Below are 15,327 nucleotides of genomic sequence, written 5' to 3' on the forward strand. Positions count from 1 at the left end.
TCACCGCCGATCCGTGTTTAGGTGCGTCCTGTGGTTCTCTTATTGACACCGACCGACACACCGACCGACACGGGGGTATGACCACATGGCCGCAGGAGGCTTCTGCAAGCTGCCGAACGGCACCGTGGTGGTGGCGCTGAACCTGCCCAGCCCCGCCGCCGACGGCCCCGGTTCCGTCCGCGTACTCGTCCACGCGGCGAACCGCGCCCGAGCCCTGACCAGGCTCCGCAACCTGGGCCTGCGGTCGGTCTACCTGCGCGGCAACGCCGCCCCGCCGACCCCCGACGAGGTCACCGCCGTCCTCCACCACCCGGACGGCCTGATATGGCGCACGGCTCCTGACAACGGTGTCCTGGGCCCGGACCTCACCACAGAACTGTGGCGCCCGATCCGGTCCCTCCTGAGACGCCCGACGGCCCGGACCTGACCCGGGATGCGGGCACGCGGGCTACTGCACGACCGGCTTCCCGGAAAGCTCCGCGCCCGCCTCCCGCAGCTCCTCGACCGCGCGCTCGGTGGTCTCCTGGGAGACGCCCGCCGTGAGGTCGAGGAGGACCTGGGTGCGGAAGCCCTCCCGCACGGCGTCCAGGGCCGTGGCGCGTACGCAGTGGTCCGTGGCGATGCCGACCACGTCCACCTCGGTGACCTCGCGGGACCGGAGCCAGTCGGCCAGAGGCGTGCCGTTCTCGTCGGTTCCCTCGAAGCCGCTGTACGCCGCCTCGTACGCCCCCTTGTCGAACACGGCGTCGATCGCGCCGGACGCGACGGCGGGAGCGAAGTTCGGATGGAAGCCGACGCCCTCCGTCCCGGCCACGCAGTGCGCCGGCCAGGAGCGGACGTAGTCGGGGTTGGTCGAGAAGTGGCCACCGGGGGCGATGTGGTGGTCGCGCGAGGCCACGACGTGCTGGTAGCCGGACCCGGCCGCCTGCCCGATCAGCTCCGTGATGGCGGCGGCCACATCGGCACCGCCGGACACCGCGAGGCTGCCCCCCTCGCAGAAGTCGTTCTGCACGTCTACGACGATCAAGGCGCGGCGCATGGTCGGTGTCCTTCGGCTATGAGGTCGGCAAGCCCGGCCGGTGAACTTCCGAGCCTATTGCCATGGTTGAGGGGTCGGGAGGGGTCATGGGTCGGCGCATCACGGCACACCGCAATTAGCTACCCGAGGCTCCGTGCAGGTACTCCGTCGGAAGGACGGGCTCCCCGCGCGAGAGCTGCGTGGCCGACATCGGGAGCCCCTCGCGCGCCGCCGCGTGCCGCTCGCGCGCCGCGTCCAACGGCTCACGGGCGACCACCTCACCCCCCTTGACCAGCTCCACCAGCAGCTGCCGGTCCGCCAGCTCACCCGGCACCGGCCCGGTGCCCACCACCTCGGCCTCGGCGACCCCGTACGCGTCCAGCCGCCGCGCGGCCCACTTGCGCCCGCCCACGGACGTCTTCCCTCCGGTGGACCGCTTCGCCACCGGCACCAGCGGCGCCTTCGGCCCGGCCGCCTCCGCCCGCGCGACCAGCTTGTAGACCATCGAGGACGTCGGGTGCCCGGACCCGGTCACCAGCTGCGTGCCGACGCCGTACGCGTCGACCGGCGCCGCCGCCAGCGAGGCGATCGCGTACTCGTCCAGGTCCGAGGTCACGACGATCTTCGTGTCCCTCGCGCCCAGCTCGTCCAGCTGCTGCCGCACCCGGTGCGCCACCAGCAGCAGGTCCCCGGAGTCGATCCGCACCGCGCCCAGCCCGGTCCCGGCGACCTCGACGGCCGTCCGGACCGCCTCGGCGACGTCGTACGTGTCCACCAGCAGCGTCGTGCCCCGCCCCAGCGTGTTCACCTGGGCCTGGAAGGCGTCGCGCTCGCGGTCGTGCAGCAGTGTGAAGGCGTGCGCGGAGGTGCCCACGGTGGGGATGCCGTACCGGAACCCGGCGGCCAGGTCCGAGGTGGTGGCGAAGCCGCCCACGTACGCGGCCCGGGACGCCGCCACCGCCGCCAGCTCGTGGGTGCGCCGGGCGCCCATCTCGATCAGCGGCCGGTCCCCGGCGGCCGCCGACATGCGCGAGGCCGCCGCGGCGATCGCCGAGTCGTGGTTGAGGATCGACAGGATCACGGTCTCCAGCAGCACACACTCGGCGAACGTGCCCTCCACCCGCATGATCGGCGAGCCCGGGAAGTACACCTCGCCCTCGGGATAGCCCCAGATGTCCCCGCTGAAGCGGTAGCCGGCGAGCCACCGGAGGGTCTCCTCGTCGACGATCTCCCGCTCGCGCAGGAAGTCGAGGACGGCCGTGTCGAAGCGGAAGTTCTCCACCGCGTCCAGCACCCGCCCGGTGCCCGCCACGACGCCGTAGCGCCGCCCGTTCGGAAGCCGCCGGGTGAAGACCTCGAACACGCTCCGCCGCTCGGCCGTGCCCGCCGCGAGCGCGGCCCGCAGCATCGTCAGCTCGTACTGGTCCGTGAAGAGCGCCGTCGACGGAACATCCACCGGCAGCCCAAGGTCCGCTGTGTTCATGGCGGGATCGTACCCCCATTTCGTCAATCTGACGATTGCGGTCCCGAGGGACGCGATCGCCTTACTGCCAGGCCAGTTTGTGCGTCTACCCCCCTCGGGTGGCAGCATGGGCTGTGTGACGTCACCCGCACCCCTGGAGATCGAAAAGACCGAGTCGGCGGAGGAGGTCTTCGCCGTGCCCGAGCCGGACGTTCCGTGGGTCACCATCGTCCACAACGACCCGGTCAACCTCATGAGCTATGTGACGTACGTCTTCCAGACGTACTTCGGCTACTCCAAGGACAAGGCCACCAAGCTCATGCTCGACGTCCACCACAAGGGCCGGGCGGTCGTCTCCAGCGGCAGCCGCGAGGAGATGGAACGCGACGTGCAGGCCATGCACGGCTACGGCCTGTGGGCCACCCTCCAGCAGGACCGCAAGTAGCCAGCACCCCGCCCAGCAGCGAAAAGGCGTTCATGCCCGGAACCTTCGAACCGCTTCCCGGCGGCGGCGCGGCCGTCGCCCTCGACGACGTCGAGATTTCCATCATCCGGTCGCTGGCCGTCCAGCTTCTGGAACTCATCGGCCCCGGCCCCGCCGAGGACGCCCCCGACGACCCGCTCGCCGAGCTGTTCGCGGAGGGCCCGAGCGAGCCGCCCGCCGATCCGGTGCTCAAGCGGCTCTTCCCGGACGCGTACAGCGACCCCGAGCAGCCCGCCACGGCCCGGGACGCCGAGGAGCAGCGGGCGTACTCCGCCGAGTTCCGCCGCTACACCGAGAACGACCTGCGGGCCGGCAAGCGGGACAACGCCCTCACGGTGGTCCGCACCCTGGACGCGCTGTCCTCGACCTCGGCCGGCGAGGGCGGCGCGGTGCTCAAGCTGTCGGTGGCGGAGTCCCAGCAGTGGCTGAACGCCCTGAACGACCTGCGGCTCGCGATCGGCTCCCGGCTGGAGATCACCGACGAGGACGACACCGACCTCCTCTACCGCCTCCCGGACGACGACCCGCGCAAGCCGATGGTGATGGCCTACCTGTGGCTGGGCGGACTGCAGGAGACGCTGGTCGGGACCCTTATGCCCTGATGCGTGCAGGTTCTGTGACCGCCGGGTGACCGATCGGTGTTCGCTCAGAGGACACTCAAATCCGGATAACGATCGCGTCACCGCGCCCGCCTTCTATGGGCCCTTCGGGTGCGCTTTGTCCAATTCTCCCTGTGCTGTGCGTCACAAATCACCCGTGTGATCACTATTGCGGCCGTGATAAATCTTCACGACCGCCCGGCGAACACCACCCGAATGTTCGGCCGGGTGCGCCATGTGGCCGACGGATCGTCGGCCAGGCATGAGCGGGCCCCGCAGGCCCGCTCGACTCCATCATCCGGGGGGATCGAGACCCGATCCGAGACCGACAACAGGTCCGGGTCGGCATGGAGAAAGGCGCACCACACATGACCTCTGCGCAGGTCGACACGGAAAACGTCTCCGAAGAGGGGTACGAGCGCGGACTCGGCAGCCGCCAGGTCCAGATGATCGCGATCGGCGGCGCCATCGGCGTCGGCCTGTTCATGGGCGCCGGGGCGAACATCGCGAAGGCCGGCCCCAGCATCATCCTCATGTACGCCCTCGCGGGCGTCGTCATCTTCTTCATCATGCGGGCCCTGGGAGAGCTGCTGCTCTACCGTCCGGTCTCCGGCTCCTTCGCCGAGTACGCCCGCGAGTTCCTCGGCCCGTTCTTCGGGTTCGTCACGGGCTGGACGTACTGGCTCATGTGGGTGGTCACCGGCATGGCCGAACTCACGGCCGCCGCCATCTACATCCACTTCTGGTTCCCCGACATCCCGCAGTGGGTCAGCGCCCTGGTGTTCCTGGTGGTGCTCTTCGGCGTCAACCTGATCTCCGTCAAGATCTTCGGCGAGGTCGAGTTCTGGTTCTCGATGATCAAGGTCACGGCCATCCTCGGCATGATCGTCATCGGCCTCGGCGTGCTCACCCTCGGCTTCTCCGACGCCGGTGACACCGCCACCGTCTCCAACCTCTGGTCCCACGACGGCTTCTTCCCGAACGGCATCGGCTCCAGCCTGATGACGCTCCAGGGCGTCATGTTCGCCTACCTCGCCGTCGAACTCGTCGGCGTCACCGCGGGCGAGTCCGAGAACCCCGAGAAGACCCTGCCCAAGGCCATCAACACCCTGCCCTGGCGCATCATCGTCTTCTACGTCGGCGCGCTGCTGGTGATCCTCTCCGTCGTCAAGTGGACCGACTTCTCCGCCGGCGAGAGCCCGTTCGTCCACGCGTTCGGCGAGATCGGCATCCCGCTCGCCGCGGGCATCGTCAACTTCGTGGTGCTCACCGCCGCCCTGTCGTCCTGCAACTCGGGCATGTACTCCACCGGCCGCATGCTCCGCGACCTCGCCGCCAACAGCGAGGCCCCGCAGGTCTTCGGCAAGCTCAACACCCGCAAGACGCCCGCCGTCGGCATCACCGTCTCCGTGGCGCTCATGGGCATCGGCGTCGTCCTGAACTACGTCGTCCCGGAGAAGGCGTTCCTCTACGTCACCTCCGTCGCCACCGCGGCCGGCATCTGGACCTGGATGATGATCCTCGTCAGCCACATCCGCTACCGCTCCGCGGTCGACGCCGGCCGGCTGCGCGCCTCGTCCTTCCCCGCCCCCGGCGGAGCGCTCTTCAGCTGGGTCGCGCTCCTCTTCCTCATCGGCGTGACCGGCATGATCGCGTACGACAAGGACGCCCGGGTCTGCCTCTACGTCGCGGCCGGCTGGGCCGTCGCCCTGGCCATCGGCTGGGCGATCCTCAAGAGCCGCAACCCGCAGATCGCCGAGCGCCGCTCCCCGGAGCTCGACAAGGTCGGCTGACCAACCCGCCAGGACGCCCAGCCGCAGGGAGTACTCGTGGCACCCCCTGCCGCTGCCGCTCAGGGCGTCCGGCATATGGGCCGTTCCGTACCAGCCATCGGTACGGAACGGCCCTTCTGCTTATCCTTGCCGGCATGCTGACCATCACCCAGGCCCTCGTCGACCAGATCGTCGCCCACGCGCGCAAGGACCACCCCGACGAGGCGTGCGGCGTCATCGCCGGCCCGGCGGGCTCGGACCGCCCCGAGCGCTTCATCCCCATGCTGAACGCGGCCATGTCGCCCACGTTCTACGAGTTCGACTCCGGGGACCTGCTCAAGCTCTACCGCGAGATGGACGACCGCGACGAGGAGCCCGTGGTCATCTACCACTCCCACACCGCGACCGAGGCCTACCCCTCCCGCACCGACATCTCCTACGCCAACGAGCCGGGCGCCCACTACGTCCTCGTCTCCACCGCCGACACCGACGGGGCCGGCGAGTTCCAGTTCCGCTCCTTCCGGATCGTCGAGGGCGAGGTCACAGAGGAAGAAGTCGAGGTCGTCGAGGCCTACTGAGACACCGGCCGATCCGGCCTGAACAGCACGGTCTCACTCCCCGGCCGGAAACAGTCCGCCATGTGGGATCACATTCCAGAACCCGGACCGGGAATCGATACGATGACCCCATGGTTGTCCAGGACGTGAGCGACAAGACGCCGGGCGAGATGCTCGTTGCGCGGCTGCACGTCGACCTGTGCAGGCTCGCCAGCGCCATCTGTTGACGCCGCAACCTGCCGCCGTACGGCCTGAGCCGCGGCGCTGCACACACGCACCACCCCGCTGTTCCTGCGCTGCCGCGCGCCCCGACTGACTACTCCCGACAGGAGCCCTGAAGCCATGGCCATCGAGGTCCGCATCCCGACCATCCTCCGCACGTACACCGACGGTCAGAAGGCGGTGGAGGCCAGCGGTGACACCCTCGCCGAGCTGTTCACCGACCTCGAGACCCGGCACGCCGGCATCCAGGCCCGCATCGTCGACGGCGACCAGCTGCGCCGCTTCGTCAACGTGTACCTGAACGACGAGGACGTCCGCTTCCTCGACGGCATCAACACCAAGCTGTCGGACGGCGACAACGTCACGATCCTGCCGGCCGTGGCCGGCGGCATGGTCTGATCAACGATGCGCTACGACTCCCCCCTGGCCGCGGTCGGCAACACCCCCCTGGTGCGCCTGCCGCGGCTGTCGCCGTCCCCCGACGTCCGCCTCTGGGCGAAGCTGGAGGACCGCAACCCGACGGGGTCGGTCAAGGACCGGCCCGCCCTGCACATGATCGAGCAGGCGGAGAAGGACGGCCGCCTCACCCCGGGCTGCACCATCCTGGAGCCCACGTCGGGCAACACCGGCATCTCCCTCGCCATGGCGGCCAAGCTCAAGGGCTACCGCATCGTGTGCGTGATGCCGGAGAACACCTCGCAGGAACGCCGGGACCTGCTGGGCATGTGGGGCGCCGAGATCATCTCCTCCCCGGCCGCGGGCGGCTCCAACACCGCCGTGCGCGTCGCCAAGGAACTCTCGGCCGAGCACCCGGACTGGGTGATGCTCTACCAGTACGGCAACCCGGACAACGCGGGCGCCCACTACGCCACCACCGGCCCGGAGATCCTCGCCGACCTGCCCTCCGTCACCCACTTCGTGGCAGGCCTCGGCACCACGGGCACGCTCATGGGCGTAGGCCGCTACCTGCGCGAACACAAGCCGGACGTCCAGATCGTCGCCGCCGAACCGCGCTACGACGACCTGGTCTACGGCCTGCGCAACCTCGACGAGGGCTTCGTCCCCGAGCTGTACGACGAGTCCGTCCTCACCAGCCGCTTCTCCGTCGGCTCCGCGGACGCCGTCACCCGCACCCGCGAGCTGCTCCAGCAGGAGGGCATCTTCGCCGGGGTCTCCACGGGCGCCGCGCTGCACGCCGCGATCGGCGTGGGCAAGAAGGCCGTCAAGGCCGGTGAACAGGCCGACATCGCCTTCGTCGTCGCCGACGGCGGCTGGAAGTACCTCTCGACGGGCGTCTACACGGCGGCCACGACCGAAGCGGCCATCGAGACGCTCCAGGGCCAGCTCTGGGCGTAGCCGTCACCAAGAGCACACAGGAGGGCTGGAGTCGCGACTCCAGCCCTTCTTTCTCCTCAGGTCAACCCGCTCCCGGCACCTCACCCGGCCAGATACCGCACCTGGTCCCACAACGCCGGATCCACCACCCCGACCCGCCGCCGGAAGCCCCACACCGGAACCTCCCGCAGCTCGTCCGTCTCCAGGAAGCTCGCCCGCCCCCGGACGTCACCGACCGACCCCGGGGGAAGGGGAATCACACCGGTGCGCTCGTGCCGGAACCGAGTGGTGATCTTCGCGACCGTCGCCCGCTCCCCACGCACCGCCAGCACCAGACACGGCCGGTCCTTCGTACGCGCCTGGTCCTCGTACGGCACGTCGGCCCACCAGATCTCCGCCGGCTGCGGCCGGCCCGCCAGCGCGACGGCCGGAGCCGCCGCCCGGGTCCGCCGCCCGCCCGACCGCCGCCCCCAGCCGTCGACGAGCGTGGCGACGAGCGCGAGCAGTACCACCGCGGCGAGCGCCAGCCACCAGGACGTGTCCATACTGAGACGTTACCGGCGCCATCCCTCCCCCGCGCCCTTCCTCGCAAGGATCACACCCGGACCTGCCATCCGAACCGGTGACACCACAGGTGAGTTCGCCCACAACAGGCCTTGGCGGAGGAGCTACCGGAGGTTTTGCGCCTTACGCTCGACGAACCGCACGACCCCCGACGCCCCTCTCAGACATTTCCCGCCAGCGGAGGTTTCTGCTTCATGAAGCTCACCGTCGTCGGCTGCTCGGGGTCGTTCCCGTCCGCGGAATCGGCCTGCTCGAGCTACCTCGTCGAGGCCGACGGCTTCCGGCTGCTTCTCGACATGGGCAACGGTGCCCTCGGCGAGCTGCAGCGCCACTGCGGTCTCTACGACCTCGACGCGATCTTCCTCAGCCACCTGCACGCCGACCACTGCATCGACATGTGCGCGTACTTCGTCGCGCGCTACTACCGCCACGACGGCGGCCGCTGCGATCCGCTCCCCGTCTACGGACCCGAAGGCACGGAACACCGGCTGACCACCGCCTACGCGGACACCCCCACCGCCTCCTCCATGAGCGAGGTCTTCGACTTCCACACGGTCAAGCCGTCCACCTTCGACATCGGCCCCTTCACGGTCCACACAGAGCGAGTGGCCCACCCCGTCGAGGCCTACGGCATCCGGATCGAACACGACGGCAAGGTCCTGACGTACTCCGGCGACACCGGCGTGAGCCCCGCCCTGGACGAACTCGCGCAGGGCGCCGACCTGTTCCTGTGCGAGGCGGCGTTCACCCACGGCAAGGAGAACATCCCCGACCTGCACCTCAACGGCCGCGAGGCCGGCGAGACAGCCGCCCGCGCCGGTGCCCGCCGCCTCGTCCTCACCCACGTCCCACCGTGGACGGACCCCCAGGTCAACCTCGCCGACGCCCGCGAGGTGTACGACGGCCCGGTGCACCTCGCCGCGCCCAGGCAGACGTACGACATCTGACCTCCACGCACGCAAGAGGCCCCGGAACCGAGCGGTTCCGGGGCCTTCACCGTGTGCGGGCTACTTCGCCTCCGCCTTCTGCAGCTCGGCGAGTTCCTCGTCGGACTCACGGCCCGGCGTCGGCAGGTCGAACCTGGTGATCGCGAACCGGAACACCACGTAGTAGACCGCCGCGAAGCACAGACCGACCAGGGCCAGCAGCCACGGCTTGGTCGCGATGCCGAGGTTCAGCAGGAAGTCGATCGCACCGGCGGAGAAACCGAACCCGTCCTTCATGCCGAGCGCCCAGGTCAGCGCCATCGAGACACCGGTGAGCACCGCGTGGATCGCGTACAGCACCGGGGCGATGAACATGAACGTGAACTCGATCGGCTCGGTGACACCCGTGACGAACGACGTCAGCGCGAGGGAGAACATCATGCCGCCGACGACCTTGCGGCGCTCGGGCCGGGCGCAGTGCACGATCGCGAGGCACGCGGCAGGAAGGGCGAACATCATGATCGGGAAGAAACCGGTCATGAACTGCCCCGCGGTCGGGTCACCGGCCAGGAAGCGCGCGATGTCCCCGCTCTTCCCCTCGTAGGAGCCCGCCTGCAGCCAGGGGAAGGAATTGAGCAGGTGGTGCATGCCCACCGGGATCAGCGCACGGTTGGCCACACCGAAGATGCCCGCGCCGACGGCTCCGGAGCCGACCAGCCACTCACCGAAGTTGTGCAGGGCCGTCCCCAGGACCGGCCAGATGTAGCCGAAGACGACGCCCATGACCAGGCCCGCGAAGGCGGACAGGATCGGCACCAGGCGCCGACCGCCGAAGAAGCCCGCCCAGTCGGGCAGCTTGGTCCGGTAGAAGCGCTGGTAGAGCAGGGCCACCACGATGCCCATGACGACACCGCCCAGCACCTTGGCGTCCGCGGGAGCGTCCACCATGACGGCCTTGTCGCCGACCTTCGCCGCCACCTTGGGCAGGGTCGGGTCGGTGAACGTGCCCAGCACGTTCTTGAACACCAGGTAGCCGACCACGGCGGCCAGCGCGGTCGAGCCGTCCGACTTCTTCGCGAAGCCGATCGCGATGCCCACGGCGAACAGCAGCGGCATGTTGTCGAGGATCGCGTTGCCGCCCGCGGTCATGAACCCCGCGATCTTGGTGATGAACTCCGGGAAGGAGTCCCGTCCCAGCATGTCGGTGTTGCCGAGGCGGACCAGGAGGGCGGCGGCCGGCAGCACGGCGACGGGCAGCATGAGGCTGCGGCCGATACGCTGCAGGACCGCCATCACCGCGGAGCCCTTCTTCGGACCCGCGGGCGCGGCAGTGGCTGTGGACATGAACTTCCTCCATGGGGCAAGGCGCCGCCCGGGGAAGAGTCGACAGGGGGACGGCGGCGTCTCAGAAAAGGGGCGCGGTCTCCGCCGCGCGACCCCCACCGGTGAGTGGTGTAGACCAGTTGTAGCACGGTAGGCCGAACGAGTGGAACCCGCCAATTCCGCCCGCTTCGACGATCAAGAACCGGCACTTTGTCGAGAGGCCGACTTGTGGTGTAGACAACTGCATTACTGCGACAGAGCGGTTCGGATCAGGGAGAAAGCATGGCCAGCAAGGCTGAGAAGATCGTTGCCGGGCTCGGCGGCATCGACAACATCGAAGAGGTCGAAGGCTGCATCACCCGCCTGCGCACCGAGGTCGTCGACCCCGCCAAGGTCGACGAAGCCGCCCTGAAGGCCGCCGGCGCCCACGGCGTCGTCAAGATGGGCACCGCGATCCAGGTCGTCATCGGCACCGACGCCGACCCCATCGCCGCGGAGATCGAAGACCTGATTTGAATCCTCCCCTCCCTGTAGGGGAGGGGATTCCTGGCTCAGGCCGCCTCCTGGAGCAGCGCTCCAGGAGGTCTTCTGCCATCGGCACCAGCCGGGTTGAGACCAGCCCGGTGGAGCATCACGTATGCGGAGTTCTTGTCCCGTGGGGCCACGGCTCCGCATGCGGTGCAGGTGTAGGTGCGCTCACCCAGCGGCAGTGCATGCTTGGCTCTCGTCATGCACGTGGCGCAGTCCATCGTGGTGTGCGCGGGGTGGACCAGGCGGATGTCACCCCCGTGCTTGCGGCCCATCTCCAGCACAGCGGCCTTGGTGGCGCCGATGGCGGCGTCCGCGGCCTTGCGGGCCATCGTGCTCTTGGCCACGAACCAGGGCTTGAAGTCCTCCACGGCGATGGCGTCGTGGTCACGGACCACCTTCCTGGCCCACTTGCGCCCAGTGTCCTGCCGCTGCCGTGCGACCTTCTTGTGCGCTTTCGCCCGCAGCTTCTTCGCCTCGCGGTAGCCCTTCGATGCGGGTTGCCCCTTCTTCGGCCTGCGGCGGGCCATCATCCGGTCGTACCGGGTCAGCCTCTGCTGGGCCTTCCGGCCGTGCTCGGCGTGCGGCAGGTCGTGCACATCGGACGTGGTGGTCGCGGTCTGTTTCACGCCCCAGTCGACACCGAGCGCCCGGCCGGTGGGAGGCAGCGGCTGAACCTCGGCGGGCACGACGAAAGAGCCGTACCAGTGCCCGAGACTGTCCTGGTAGATGCGTACCGAGGACGGCTCAGCCGGCAGGTGCCGCGACCACACCACCAGCACCACGATGCCCCCGGCCAGGTGCAGCCGGCCGTCCTTCAACCGGAAGCCACGCCGGGTGTAGTTCAGGGTCGCCAGCGCCTCACGCTTCTTTTTGTACGTCGGCATCCCCGCCCGACGCCCCACGGGCAAACGTTCCCTGATGTCCTTGAGGGCCTTGGCACGGGAGCGGCCGAAGTCGCGAATGACCTGCTGCTGGACAACCGACGAACCCTCACCCAGCCATGGAACCGTCCGCCGGGCTTCAGTCAGCATCCGGTCCAGCTGCGCTGGACCACACGTCCGCTTCTCCCCCGTCGTCCGATTGTGCAGATACACGGCCCTGGACTTGGCCACGCACTCATTCCACAGCCAACGGCACCGGTCCCACTCCGCCACCAGCAGCCTGCGGGCAGCGCAGGACACACGCAGCCGGAAGGTGTAGCGGGCATGCCCGGCTCCCTCCGCGTACACCATCCCGCCTCCCCCCATGACAAGGCGTCCCCGAACCCTGCCAAGGACCATACGTACGATCCCCGCACACCCGTCCCCCGATCCCGCAGCCACCACCCCGACCAGCGACAACAAGCACACGCGTTCGCATCCCCACCACGGGAGGAGCCCGCTCCACGGTTGCGGATAGGCTCAGCGCCATGTCTCGAATCGACGGCCGCACCCCCCAGCAACTCCGCCCGATCACCATCGAACGCGGCTGGAGCAAGCACGCCGAAGGCTCCGTCCTCGTCTCCTTCGGCGACACCAAGGTCTTCTGCACCGCCTCCGTCACCGAAGGCGTCCCCCGCTGGCGCAAGGGCAGCGGCGAAGGCTGGGTCACCGCCGAGTACTCCATGCTTCCCCGCTCCACCAACACCCGCGGCGACCGCGAATCCGTCAAGGGCCGCATCGGCGGCCGCACCCACGAGATCAGCCGCCTCATCGGCCGCTCGCTGCGCGCCGTCATCGACTACAAGGCCCTCGGCGAGAACACCATCGTCCTCGACTGCGACGTCCTCCAGGCCGACGGCGGCACCCGCACCGCCGCCATCACCGGCGCCTACGTCGCCCTCGCCGACGCCGTCGCCTGGGCCCAGCGCAAAAAGCTCATCAAGGCCGGCCGCCAGCCCCTCACCGGCACCGTCTCCGCCGTCTCCGTCGGCATCGTCGGCGGCGTCCCCCTCCTCGACCTCTGCTACGAAGAGGACGTCAAGGCCGACACCGACATGAACGTCGTCTGCACCGGCGACGGCCGCTTCGTCGAGGTCCAGGGCACCGCCGAGGCCGAACCCTTCGCCCGCGACGAACTCAACGCCCTCCTCGACCTCGCCGTCGCCGGCTGCTCCGAACTCGCCGCCCACCAGCGCACCGCGCTTGATACCGTCCTCGAAAAGTAAAGGGCGCACCAAAAACAGGTGCTCGGCACGGGCAACCGCGCCGAGCACGCTCGCGTCTGAAGGAGTACGGGCGCACGGGCTCATCCCTGTGCGCCCGGCCAGCCGTACGGGCCCGACCGGCCCGCCGAACGAGAGGGACCGCTCCATGGCCGCGAGCCGCCGACGCCGCACCGCAGCCGTCGCCGCCACCCTGGCGGCCGTCGCGCTCACCGCCGGACTCACCACCGGCTGCGCCGCCGTCGACAAGGCACTGGACTGCGTCCAGACCGCCGACGCCATCGCCGACAGCGTCACGGAACTCCAGCAGGCCGTGGACAGCGCCGCCGACGACCCGACACAGCTCGACGAGTCCCTCGACTCCATCGACAAGAACCTCGGCGAGATCGGCGACAAGACCGACAACACGGACGTCAACAAGGCCGTCGACGACCTCAACAAGGCCGTGGACAACGTCCGCACGTCGATCAAGAACGGCGACGAGACACCCGACATCAGCCCGGTCACGGACGCGGCGGGCGAACTGACGAAGGTCTGCACGCCGTAACGCGCGCCGGCCGGGCCGGGCTGCTCGGGCGAGTGACCTGGCCCGCTCGCTACTGTGTGGCCATGAGTCGCCTGATCCTCGCCACCCGTAACGCCGGGAAGATCACCGAACTTCGCGCCATCCTCGCCGAAGCCGGGCTACCCCACGAACTCGTCGGGGCCGACGCCTACCCGGACATCCCCGACGTCGAGGAAACCGGCGTCACCTTCGCCGAGAACGCGTTGTTGAAGGCCCACGCACTGGCCCGGGCGACGGGCCTCCCCGCCGTCGCCGACGACTCGGGCCTCTGCGTGGACGTCCTGAACGGCGCCCCCGGCATCTTCTCCGCGCGCTGGTCGGGCCGGCATGGTGACGACAAGGCCAACCTGGACCTGCTCCTCGCCCAGCTCTCCGACATCGCCGACGACCACCGCGACGCCCACTTCGCCTGCGCGGCGGCCCTCGCCCTGCCCGACGGCACGGAACGCGTGGTCGAGGGTCGGCTACGGGGAGTGTTGCGCCACGAGCCGACCGGCACCGGCGGCTTCGGCTACGACCCGATCCTCCAGCCGGAGGGCGAGACCCGGACCTGTGCGGAACTGACCCCCGACGAGAAGAACGCGATCAGCCATCGGGGGAAGGCGTTTCGGGCGTTGGTGCCGGTGGTGCGGGAGCTGCTGGGCTGAGGATCGAGGGAGGGGCCGCCCGAGCAGGGCGGCCCCTTCTGTGTGCGGCGGAAGGGATTCGAACCCTCAAGCCCGGTCAGGGGCCACAGGACCTAAACCTGCTGCGTCGCCGTTGCGCCACCGCCGCCAGCCGCCTGTCATCGTACCGGGAGCCGCTCCCGGCTTCGGCGTCCCCATTGATGTGATCGACCGCCGTGCCCGCCCTGCGGTAACTGTCCCTCTCCGATGGGCAGTTGGGTCAGAGCCGGGCTTTTACCAGTAGCTGAGAACTCTTGCAAGGCGGGTCGGCCGAAACGCTTCGGTCGCTGTCGCCGGAGGCGGTGCGGCAGGAGATCCGGGCCGCCTGCCACGGTCGCTCCTCCGCGAGGATTCGCCCGCTCGTCGAGCAGGCCGTCGCCACCCGCATGGCCTGGAGGTTCCTTCGCGACCGCAGTGCCCGACCACCCGGATCAGCGCCTTTGTGAAGGCCGTTCACACCCTTCACCTGGTCAGCTCGGATCGGTGATCAGGGGCACGCAATGTTCACGTCACATTGACTTAAAGATCATCTGTTCGATAGCTTCCACGCCTCGCCTGATGTGGACAGGCCTCATGGGGGGGCCGCATCGGGTGGGAGATTCGGAGTTCCCGCATGTCGGGCAGATCCTCCAAGCGCGTATCCGCCGTGGTCGCGATGGCGTCAGCTTTCACCCTCGCGATGTCCTCTGGTGCCTGGGCCAACTGGTCGAGCAGCATCAGCGGGTGGACGGACGGCGGCGGGAGCAACGGACAGTCCCGCTACTGGGCGGACGAGAGCTACTCGGAGATCATCTTCAAGGGTTGCAGCGTGCAGGGCGGCAGCAAGACCACCGGGGTCGAACTGTGGGACTACGACGCGCTGTCGTCCAACGACTTCTACGGTGAGAAGACCTTCACCAACTGCTTCAACGGCTCGACCTACGCGAGCCGGGGCGAGTACAACGGCCTGCCGCAGGAGTCGGACTACTTCTTCCAGCTCGACAACGTCGGCGGCGGAAGCAACGCCTGCTGCCTGCTGTGGGCGACCTACGCGGGAGTCGACACCACTCTCGCCGATTCCTGATCAGTGTTCTGCAGCGTGGTGCCTCGCCGGCGGCCGGCGCATGCTGTTCGCCCCCAACGACCCGGCCGCCGCCGCGCTGGTGCGCGTCGTGGTGGTCG

At 69.2% G+C, this 15,327-nt stretch carries 19 protein-coding genes and 1 tRNA gene; 14 read left to right on the forward strand and 6 right to left on the reverse strand.

The window, feature by feature from the left end; all coding sequences use genetic code 11:
* Positions 1-85: 85 nt before the first annotated feature.
* Positions 86-427 carry a hypothetical protein gene (locus ABZ016_RS29330; protein ID WP_356919699.1) on the forward strand — a complete coding sequence of 114 codons (342 nt, stop codon included), beginning with the start codon at positions 86-88 and terminating at the stop codon, positions 425-427.
* Between the two features lie 21 nt (positions 428-448).
* Here the strand turns inward: ABZ016_RS29330 and ABZ016_RS29335 are convergent, their stop codons facing one another.
* Together ABZ016_RS29335 and ABZ016_RS29340 are read right to left on the reverse strand one after the other, a co-directional pair.
* Positions 449-1,039 (reverse strand): nicotinamidase, encoded by a 591-nt coding sequence (locus ABZ016_RS29335; RefSeq protein ID WP_356919700.1) that lies wholly within the window; start codon positions 1,037-1,039, stop codon positions 449-451.
* Positions 1,040-1,154: 115 nt separating this feature from the next.
* Positions 1,155-2,501, reverse strand: a complete 1,347-nt coding sequence (locus tag ABZ016_RS29340; RefSeq protein ID WP_356919701.1) for a nicotinate phosphoribosyltransferase — start codon at positions 2,499-2,501, stop codon at positions 1,155-1,157.
* A 106-nt stretch (positions 2,502-2,607) separates the two neighbouring features.
* On the opposite strand from ABZ016_RS29340, the gene clpS reads away from it, so the two are divergent.
* The 7 genes from clpS (at position 2,608) to ABZ016_RS29375 (ending at position 7,470) form a co-directional block, all read left to right on the forward strand.
* Positions 2,608-2,925, forward strand: coding sequence for an ATP-dependent Clp protease adapter ClpS (gene clpS / locus ABZ016_RS29345; protein ID WP_356919702.1), 318 nt, complete (start codon positions 2,608-2,610; stop codon positions 2,923-2,925).
* A 32-nt stretch (positions 2,926-2,957) separates the two neighbouring features.
* Positions 2,958-3,566 carry a DUF2017 domain-containing protein gene (locus ABZ016_RS29350; protein WP_356919703.1) on the forward strand — a complete coding sequence of 203 codons (609 nt, stop codon included), beginning with the start codon at positions 2,958-2,960 and terminating at the stop codon, positions 3,564-3,566.
* 365 nt (positions 3,567-3,931) lie between these two features.
* Positions 3,932-5,356, forward strand: a complete 1,425-nt coding sequence (locus ABZ016_RS29355) for an amino acid permease (RefSeq protein ID WP_356919704.1) — start codon at positions 3,932-3,934, stop codon at positions 5,354-5,356.
* 134 nt (positions 5,357-5,490) lie between these two features.
* Positions 5,491-5,913 carry a M67 family metallopeptidase gene (locus tag ABZ016_RS29360; RefSeq protein ID WP_356919705.1) on the forward strand — a complete coding sequence of 141 codons (423 nt, stop codon included), beginning with the start codon at positions 5,491-5,493 and terminating at the stop codon, positions 5,911-5,913.
* A 110-nt stretch (positions 5,914-6,023) separates the two neighbouring features.
* Positions 6,024-6,119, forward strand: a complete 96-nt coding sequence (locus ABZ016_RS29365; RefSeq protein WP_356919706.1) for a putative leader peptide — start codon at positions 6,024-6,026, stop codon at positions 6,117-6,119.
* A gap of 115 nt (positions 6,120-6,234) precedes the next feature.
* Positions 6,235-6,513, forward strand: coding sequence for a MoaD/ThiS family protein (locus tag ABZ016_RS29370; protein WP_184593209.1), 279 nt, complete (start codon positions 6,235-6,237; stop codon positions 6,511-6,513).
* Positions 6,514-6,519: 6 nt separating this feature from the next.
* Positions 6,520-7,470, forward strand: a complete 951-nt coding sequence (locus ABZ016_RS29375) for a cysteine synthase (protein WP_356919707.1) — start codon at positions 6,520-6,522, stop codon at positions 7,468-7,470.
* A gap of 80 nt (positions 7,471-7,550) precedes the next feature.
* On the opposite strand, the gene ABZ016_RS29380 is transcribed toward ABZ016_RS29375, so the two are convergent.
* Complete coding sequence (locus tag ABZ016_RS29380; protein ID WP_356919708.1) at positions 7,551-7,994, reverse strand: type II toxin-antitoxin system PemK/MazF family toxin; 444 nt, start codon at positions 7,992-7,994, stop codon at positions 7,551-7,553.
* Between the two features lie 213 nt (positions 7,995-8,207).
* Here ABZ016_RS29380 and ABZ016_RS29385 point away from each other — a divergent pair, with 213 nt between their 5' ends.
* Complete coding sequence (locus tag ABZ016_RS29385) at positions 8,208-8,960, forward strand: MBL fold metallo-hydrolase (RefSeq protein WP_356919709.1); 753 nt, start codon at positions 8,208-8,210, stop codon at positions 8,958-8,960.
* Positions 8,961-9,020: 60 nt separating this feature from the next.
* Here the strand turns inward: ABZ016_RS29385 and ABZ016_RS29390 are convergent, their stop codons facing one another.
* Positions 9,021-10,283: a PTS transporter subunit EIIC gene (locus ABZ016_RS29390; RefSeq protein ID WP_356919710.1), complete on the reverse strand. Its 1,263-nt coding sequence runs from the start codon at positions 10,281-10,283 to the stop codon at positions 9,021-9,023.
* 261 nt (positions 10,284-10,544) lie between these two features.
* Between ABZ016_RS29390 and ABZ016_RS29395 the strand changes: the two genes are divergently transcribed.
* Positions 10,545-10,778 carry a PTS glucose/sucrose transporter subunit IIB gene (locus tag ABZ016_RS29395; RefSeq protein WP_356919711.1) on the forward strand — a complete coding sequence of 78 codons (234 nt, stop codon included), beginning with the start codon at positions 10,545-10,547 and terminating at the stop codon, positions 10,776-10,778.
* Positions 10,779-10,813: 35 nt separating this feature from the next.
* On the opposite strand, the gene ABZ016_RS29400 is transcribed toward ABZ016_RS29395, so the two are convergent.
* The gene (locus tag ABZ016_RS29400; RefSeq protein WP_356919712.1) at positions 10,814-12,025 is read right to left on the reverse strand and encodes a transposase; all 1,212 of its coding nucleotides are present in this window, start codon (positions 12,023-12,025) and stop codon (positions 10,814-10,816) included.
* 176 nt (positions 12,026-12,201) lie between these two features.
* Here ABZ016_RS29400 and rph point away from each other — a divergent pair, with 176 nt between their 5' ends.
* From rph to rdgB, 3 genes are all read left to right on the forward strand, one after another.
* A complete protein-coding gene (gene rph, locus ABZ016_RS29405; protein ID WP_345659984.1) occupies positions 12,202-12,939 on the forward strand; it encodes a ribonuclease PH in 738 nt (245 codons plus the stop codon).
* A gap of 145 nt (positions 12,940-13,084) precedes the next feature.
* Complete coding sequence (locus ABZ016_RS29410) at positions 13,085-13,483, forward strand: hypothetical protein (protein WP_356919713.1); 399 nt, start codon at positions 13,085-13,087, stop codon at positions 13,481-13,483.
* A 62-nt stretch (positions 13,484-13,545) separates the two neighbouring features.
* Complete coding sequence (gene rdgB, locus ABZ016_RS29415; protein ID WP_356919714.1) at positions 13,546-14,148, forward strand: RdgB/HAM1 family non-canonical purine NTP pyrophosphatase; 603 nt, start codon at positions 13,546-13,548, stop codon at positions 14,146-14,148.
* A gap of 43 nt (positions 14,149-14,191) precedes the next feature.
* Here the strand turns inward: rdgB and ABZ016_RS29420 are convergent.
* Positions 14,192-14,275: transfer RNA gene (locus ABZ016_RS29420), tRNA-Leu, on the reverse strand.
* 504 nt (positions 14,276-14,779) lie between these two features.
* On the opposite strand from ABZ016_RS29420, the gene ABZ016_RS29425 reads away from it, so the two are divergent.
* Positions 14,780-15,229 carry a hypothetical protein gene (locus tag ABZ016_RS29425; protein WP_356919715.1) on the forward strand — a complete coding sequence of 150 codons (450 nt, stop codon included), beginning with the start codon at positions 14,780-14,782 and terminating at the stop codon, positions 15,227-15,229.
* Positions 15,230-15,327: the final 98 nt, after the last annotated feature.

Source organism: Streptomyces sp. NPDC006372 (genome assembly GCF_040612515.1).
GTDB lineage: Bacteria > Actinomycetota > Actinomycetes > Streptomycetales > Streptomycetaceae > Streptomyces.

Coding starts and splice junctions, on each gene's coding strand:
- ABZ016_RS29330 (WP_356919699.1), top strand. CDS start 86: ATGGCCGCAGGAGGCTTCTGCAAGCTGCCGAACGGCACCGTGGTGGTG.
- ABZ016_RS29335 (WP_356919700.1), bottom strand. CDS start 1,039: ATGCGCCGCGCCTTGATCGTCGTAGACGTGCAGAACGACTTCTGCGAG.
- ABZ016_RS29340 (WP_356919701.1), bottom strand. CDS start 2,501: ATGAACACAGCGGACCTTGGGCTGCCGGTGGATGTTCCGTCGACGGCG.
- clpS (WP_356919702.1), top strand. CDS start 2,608: ATGGGCTGTGTGACGTCACCCGCACCCCTGGAGATCGAAAAGACCGAG.
- ABZ016_RS29350 (WP_356919703.1), top strand. CDS start 2,958: ATGCCCGGAACCTTCGAACCGCTTCCCGGCGGCGGCGCGGCCGTCGCC.
- ABZ016_RS29355 (WP_356919704.1), top strand. CDS start 3,932: ATGACCTCTGCGCAGGTCGACACGGAAAACGTCTCCGAAGAGGGGTAC.
- ABZ016_RS29360 (WP_356919705.1), top strand. CDS start 5,491: ATGCTGACCATCACCCAGGCCCTCGTCGACCAGATCGTCGCCCACGCG.
- ABZ016_RS29365 (WP_356919706.1), top strand. CDS start 6,024: ATGGTTGTCCAGGACGTGAGCGACAAGACGCCGGGCGAGATGCTCGTT.
- ABZ016_RS29370 (WP_184593209.1), top strand. CDS start 6,235: ATGGCCATCGAGGTCCGCATCCCGACCATCCTCCGCACGTACACCGAC.
- ABZ016_RS29375 (WP_356919707.1), top strand. CDS start 6,520: ATGCGCTACGACTCCCCCCTGGCCGCGGTCGGCAACACCCCCCTGGTG.
- ABZ016_RS29380 (WP_356919708.1), bottom strand. CDS start 7,994: ATGGACACGTCCTGGTGGCTGGCGCTCGCCGCGGTGGTACTGCTCGCG.
- ABZ016_RS29385 (WP_356919709.1), top strand. CDS start 8,208: ATGAAGCTCACCGTCGTCGGCTGCTCGGGGTCGTTCCCGTCCGCGGAA.
- ABZ016_RS29390 (WP_356919710.1), bottom strand. CDS start 10,283: ATGTCCACAGCCACTGCCGCGCCCGCGGGTCCGAAGAAGGGCTCCGCG.
- ABZ016_RS29395 (WP_356919711.1), top strand. CDS start 10,545: ATGGCCAGCAAGGCTGAGAAGATCGTTGCCGGGCTCGGCGGCATCGAC.
- ABZ016_RS29400 (WP_356919712.1), bottom strand. CDS start 12,025: ATGGTGTACGCGGAGGGAGCCGGGCATGCCCGCTACACCTTCCGGCTG.
- rph (WP_345659984.1), top strand. CDS start 12,202: ATGTCTCGAATCGACGGCCGCACCCCCCAGCAACTCCGCCCGATCACC.
- ABZ016_RS29410 (WP_356919713.1), top strand. CDS start 13,085: ATGGCCGCGAGCCGCCGACGCCGCACCGCAGCCGTCGCCGCCACCCTG.
- rdgB (WP_356919714.1), top strand. CDS start 13,546: ATGAGTCGCCTGATCCTCGCCACCCGTAACGCCGGGAAGATCACCGAA.
- ABZ016_RS29425 (WP_356919715.1), top strand. CDS start 14,780: ATGTCGGGCAGATCCTCCAAGCGCGTATCCGCCGTGGTCGCGATGGCG.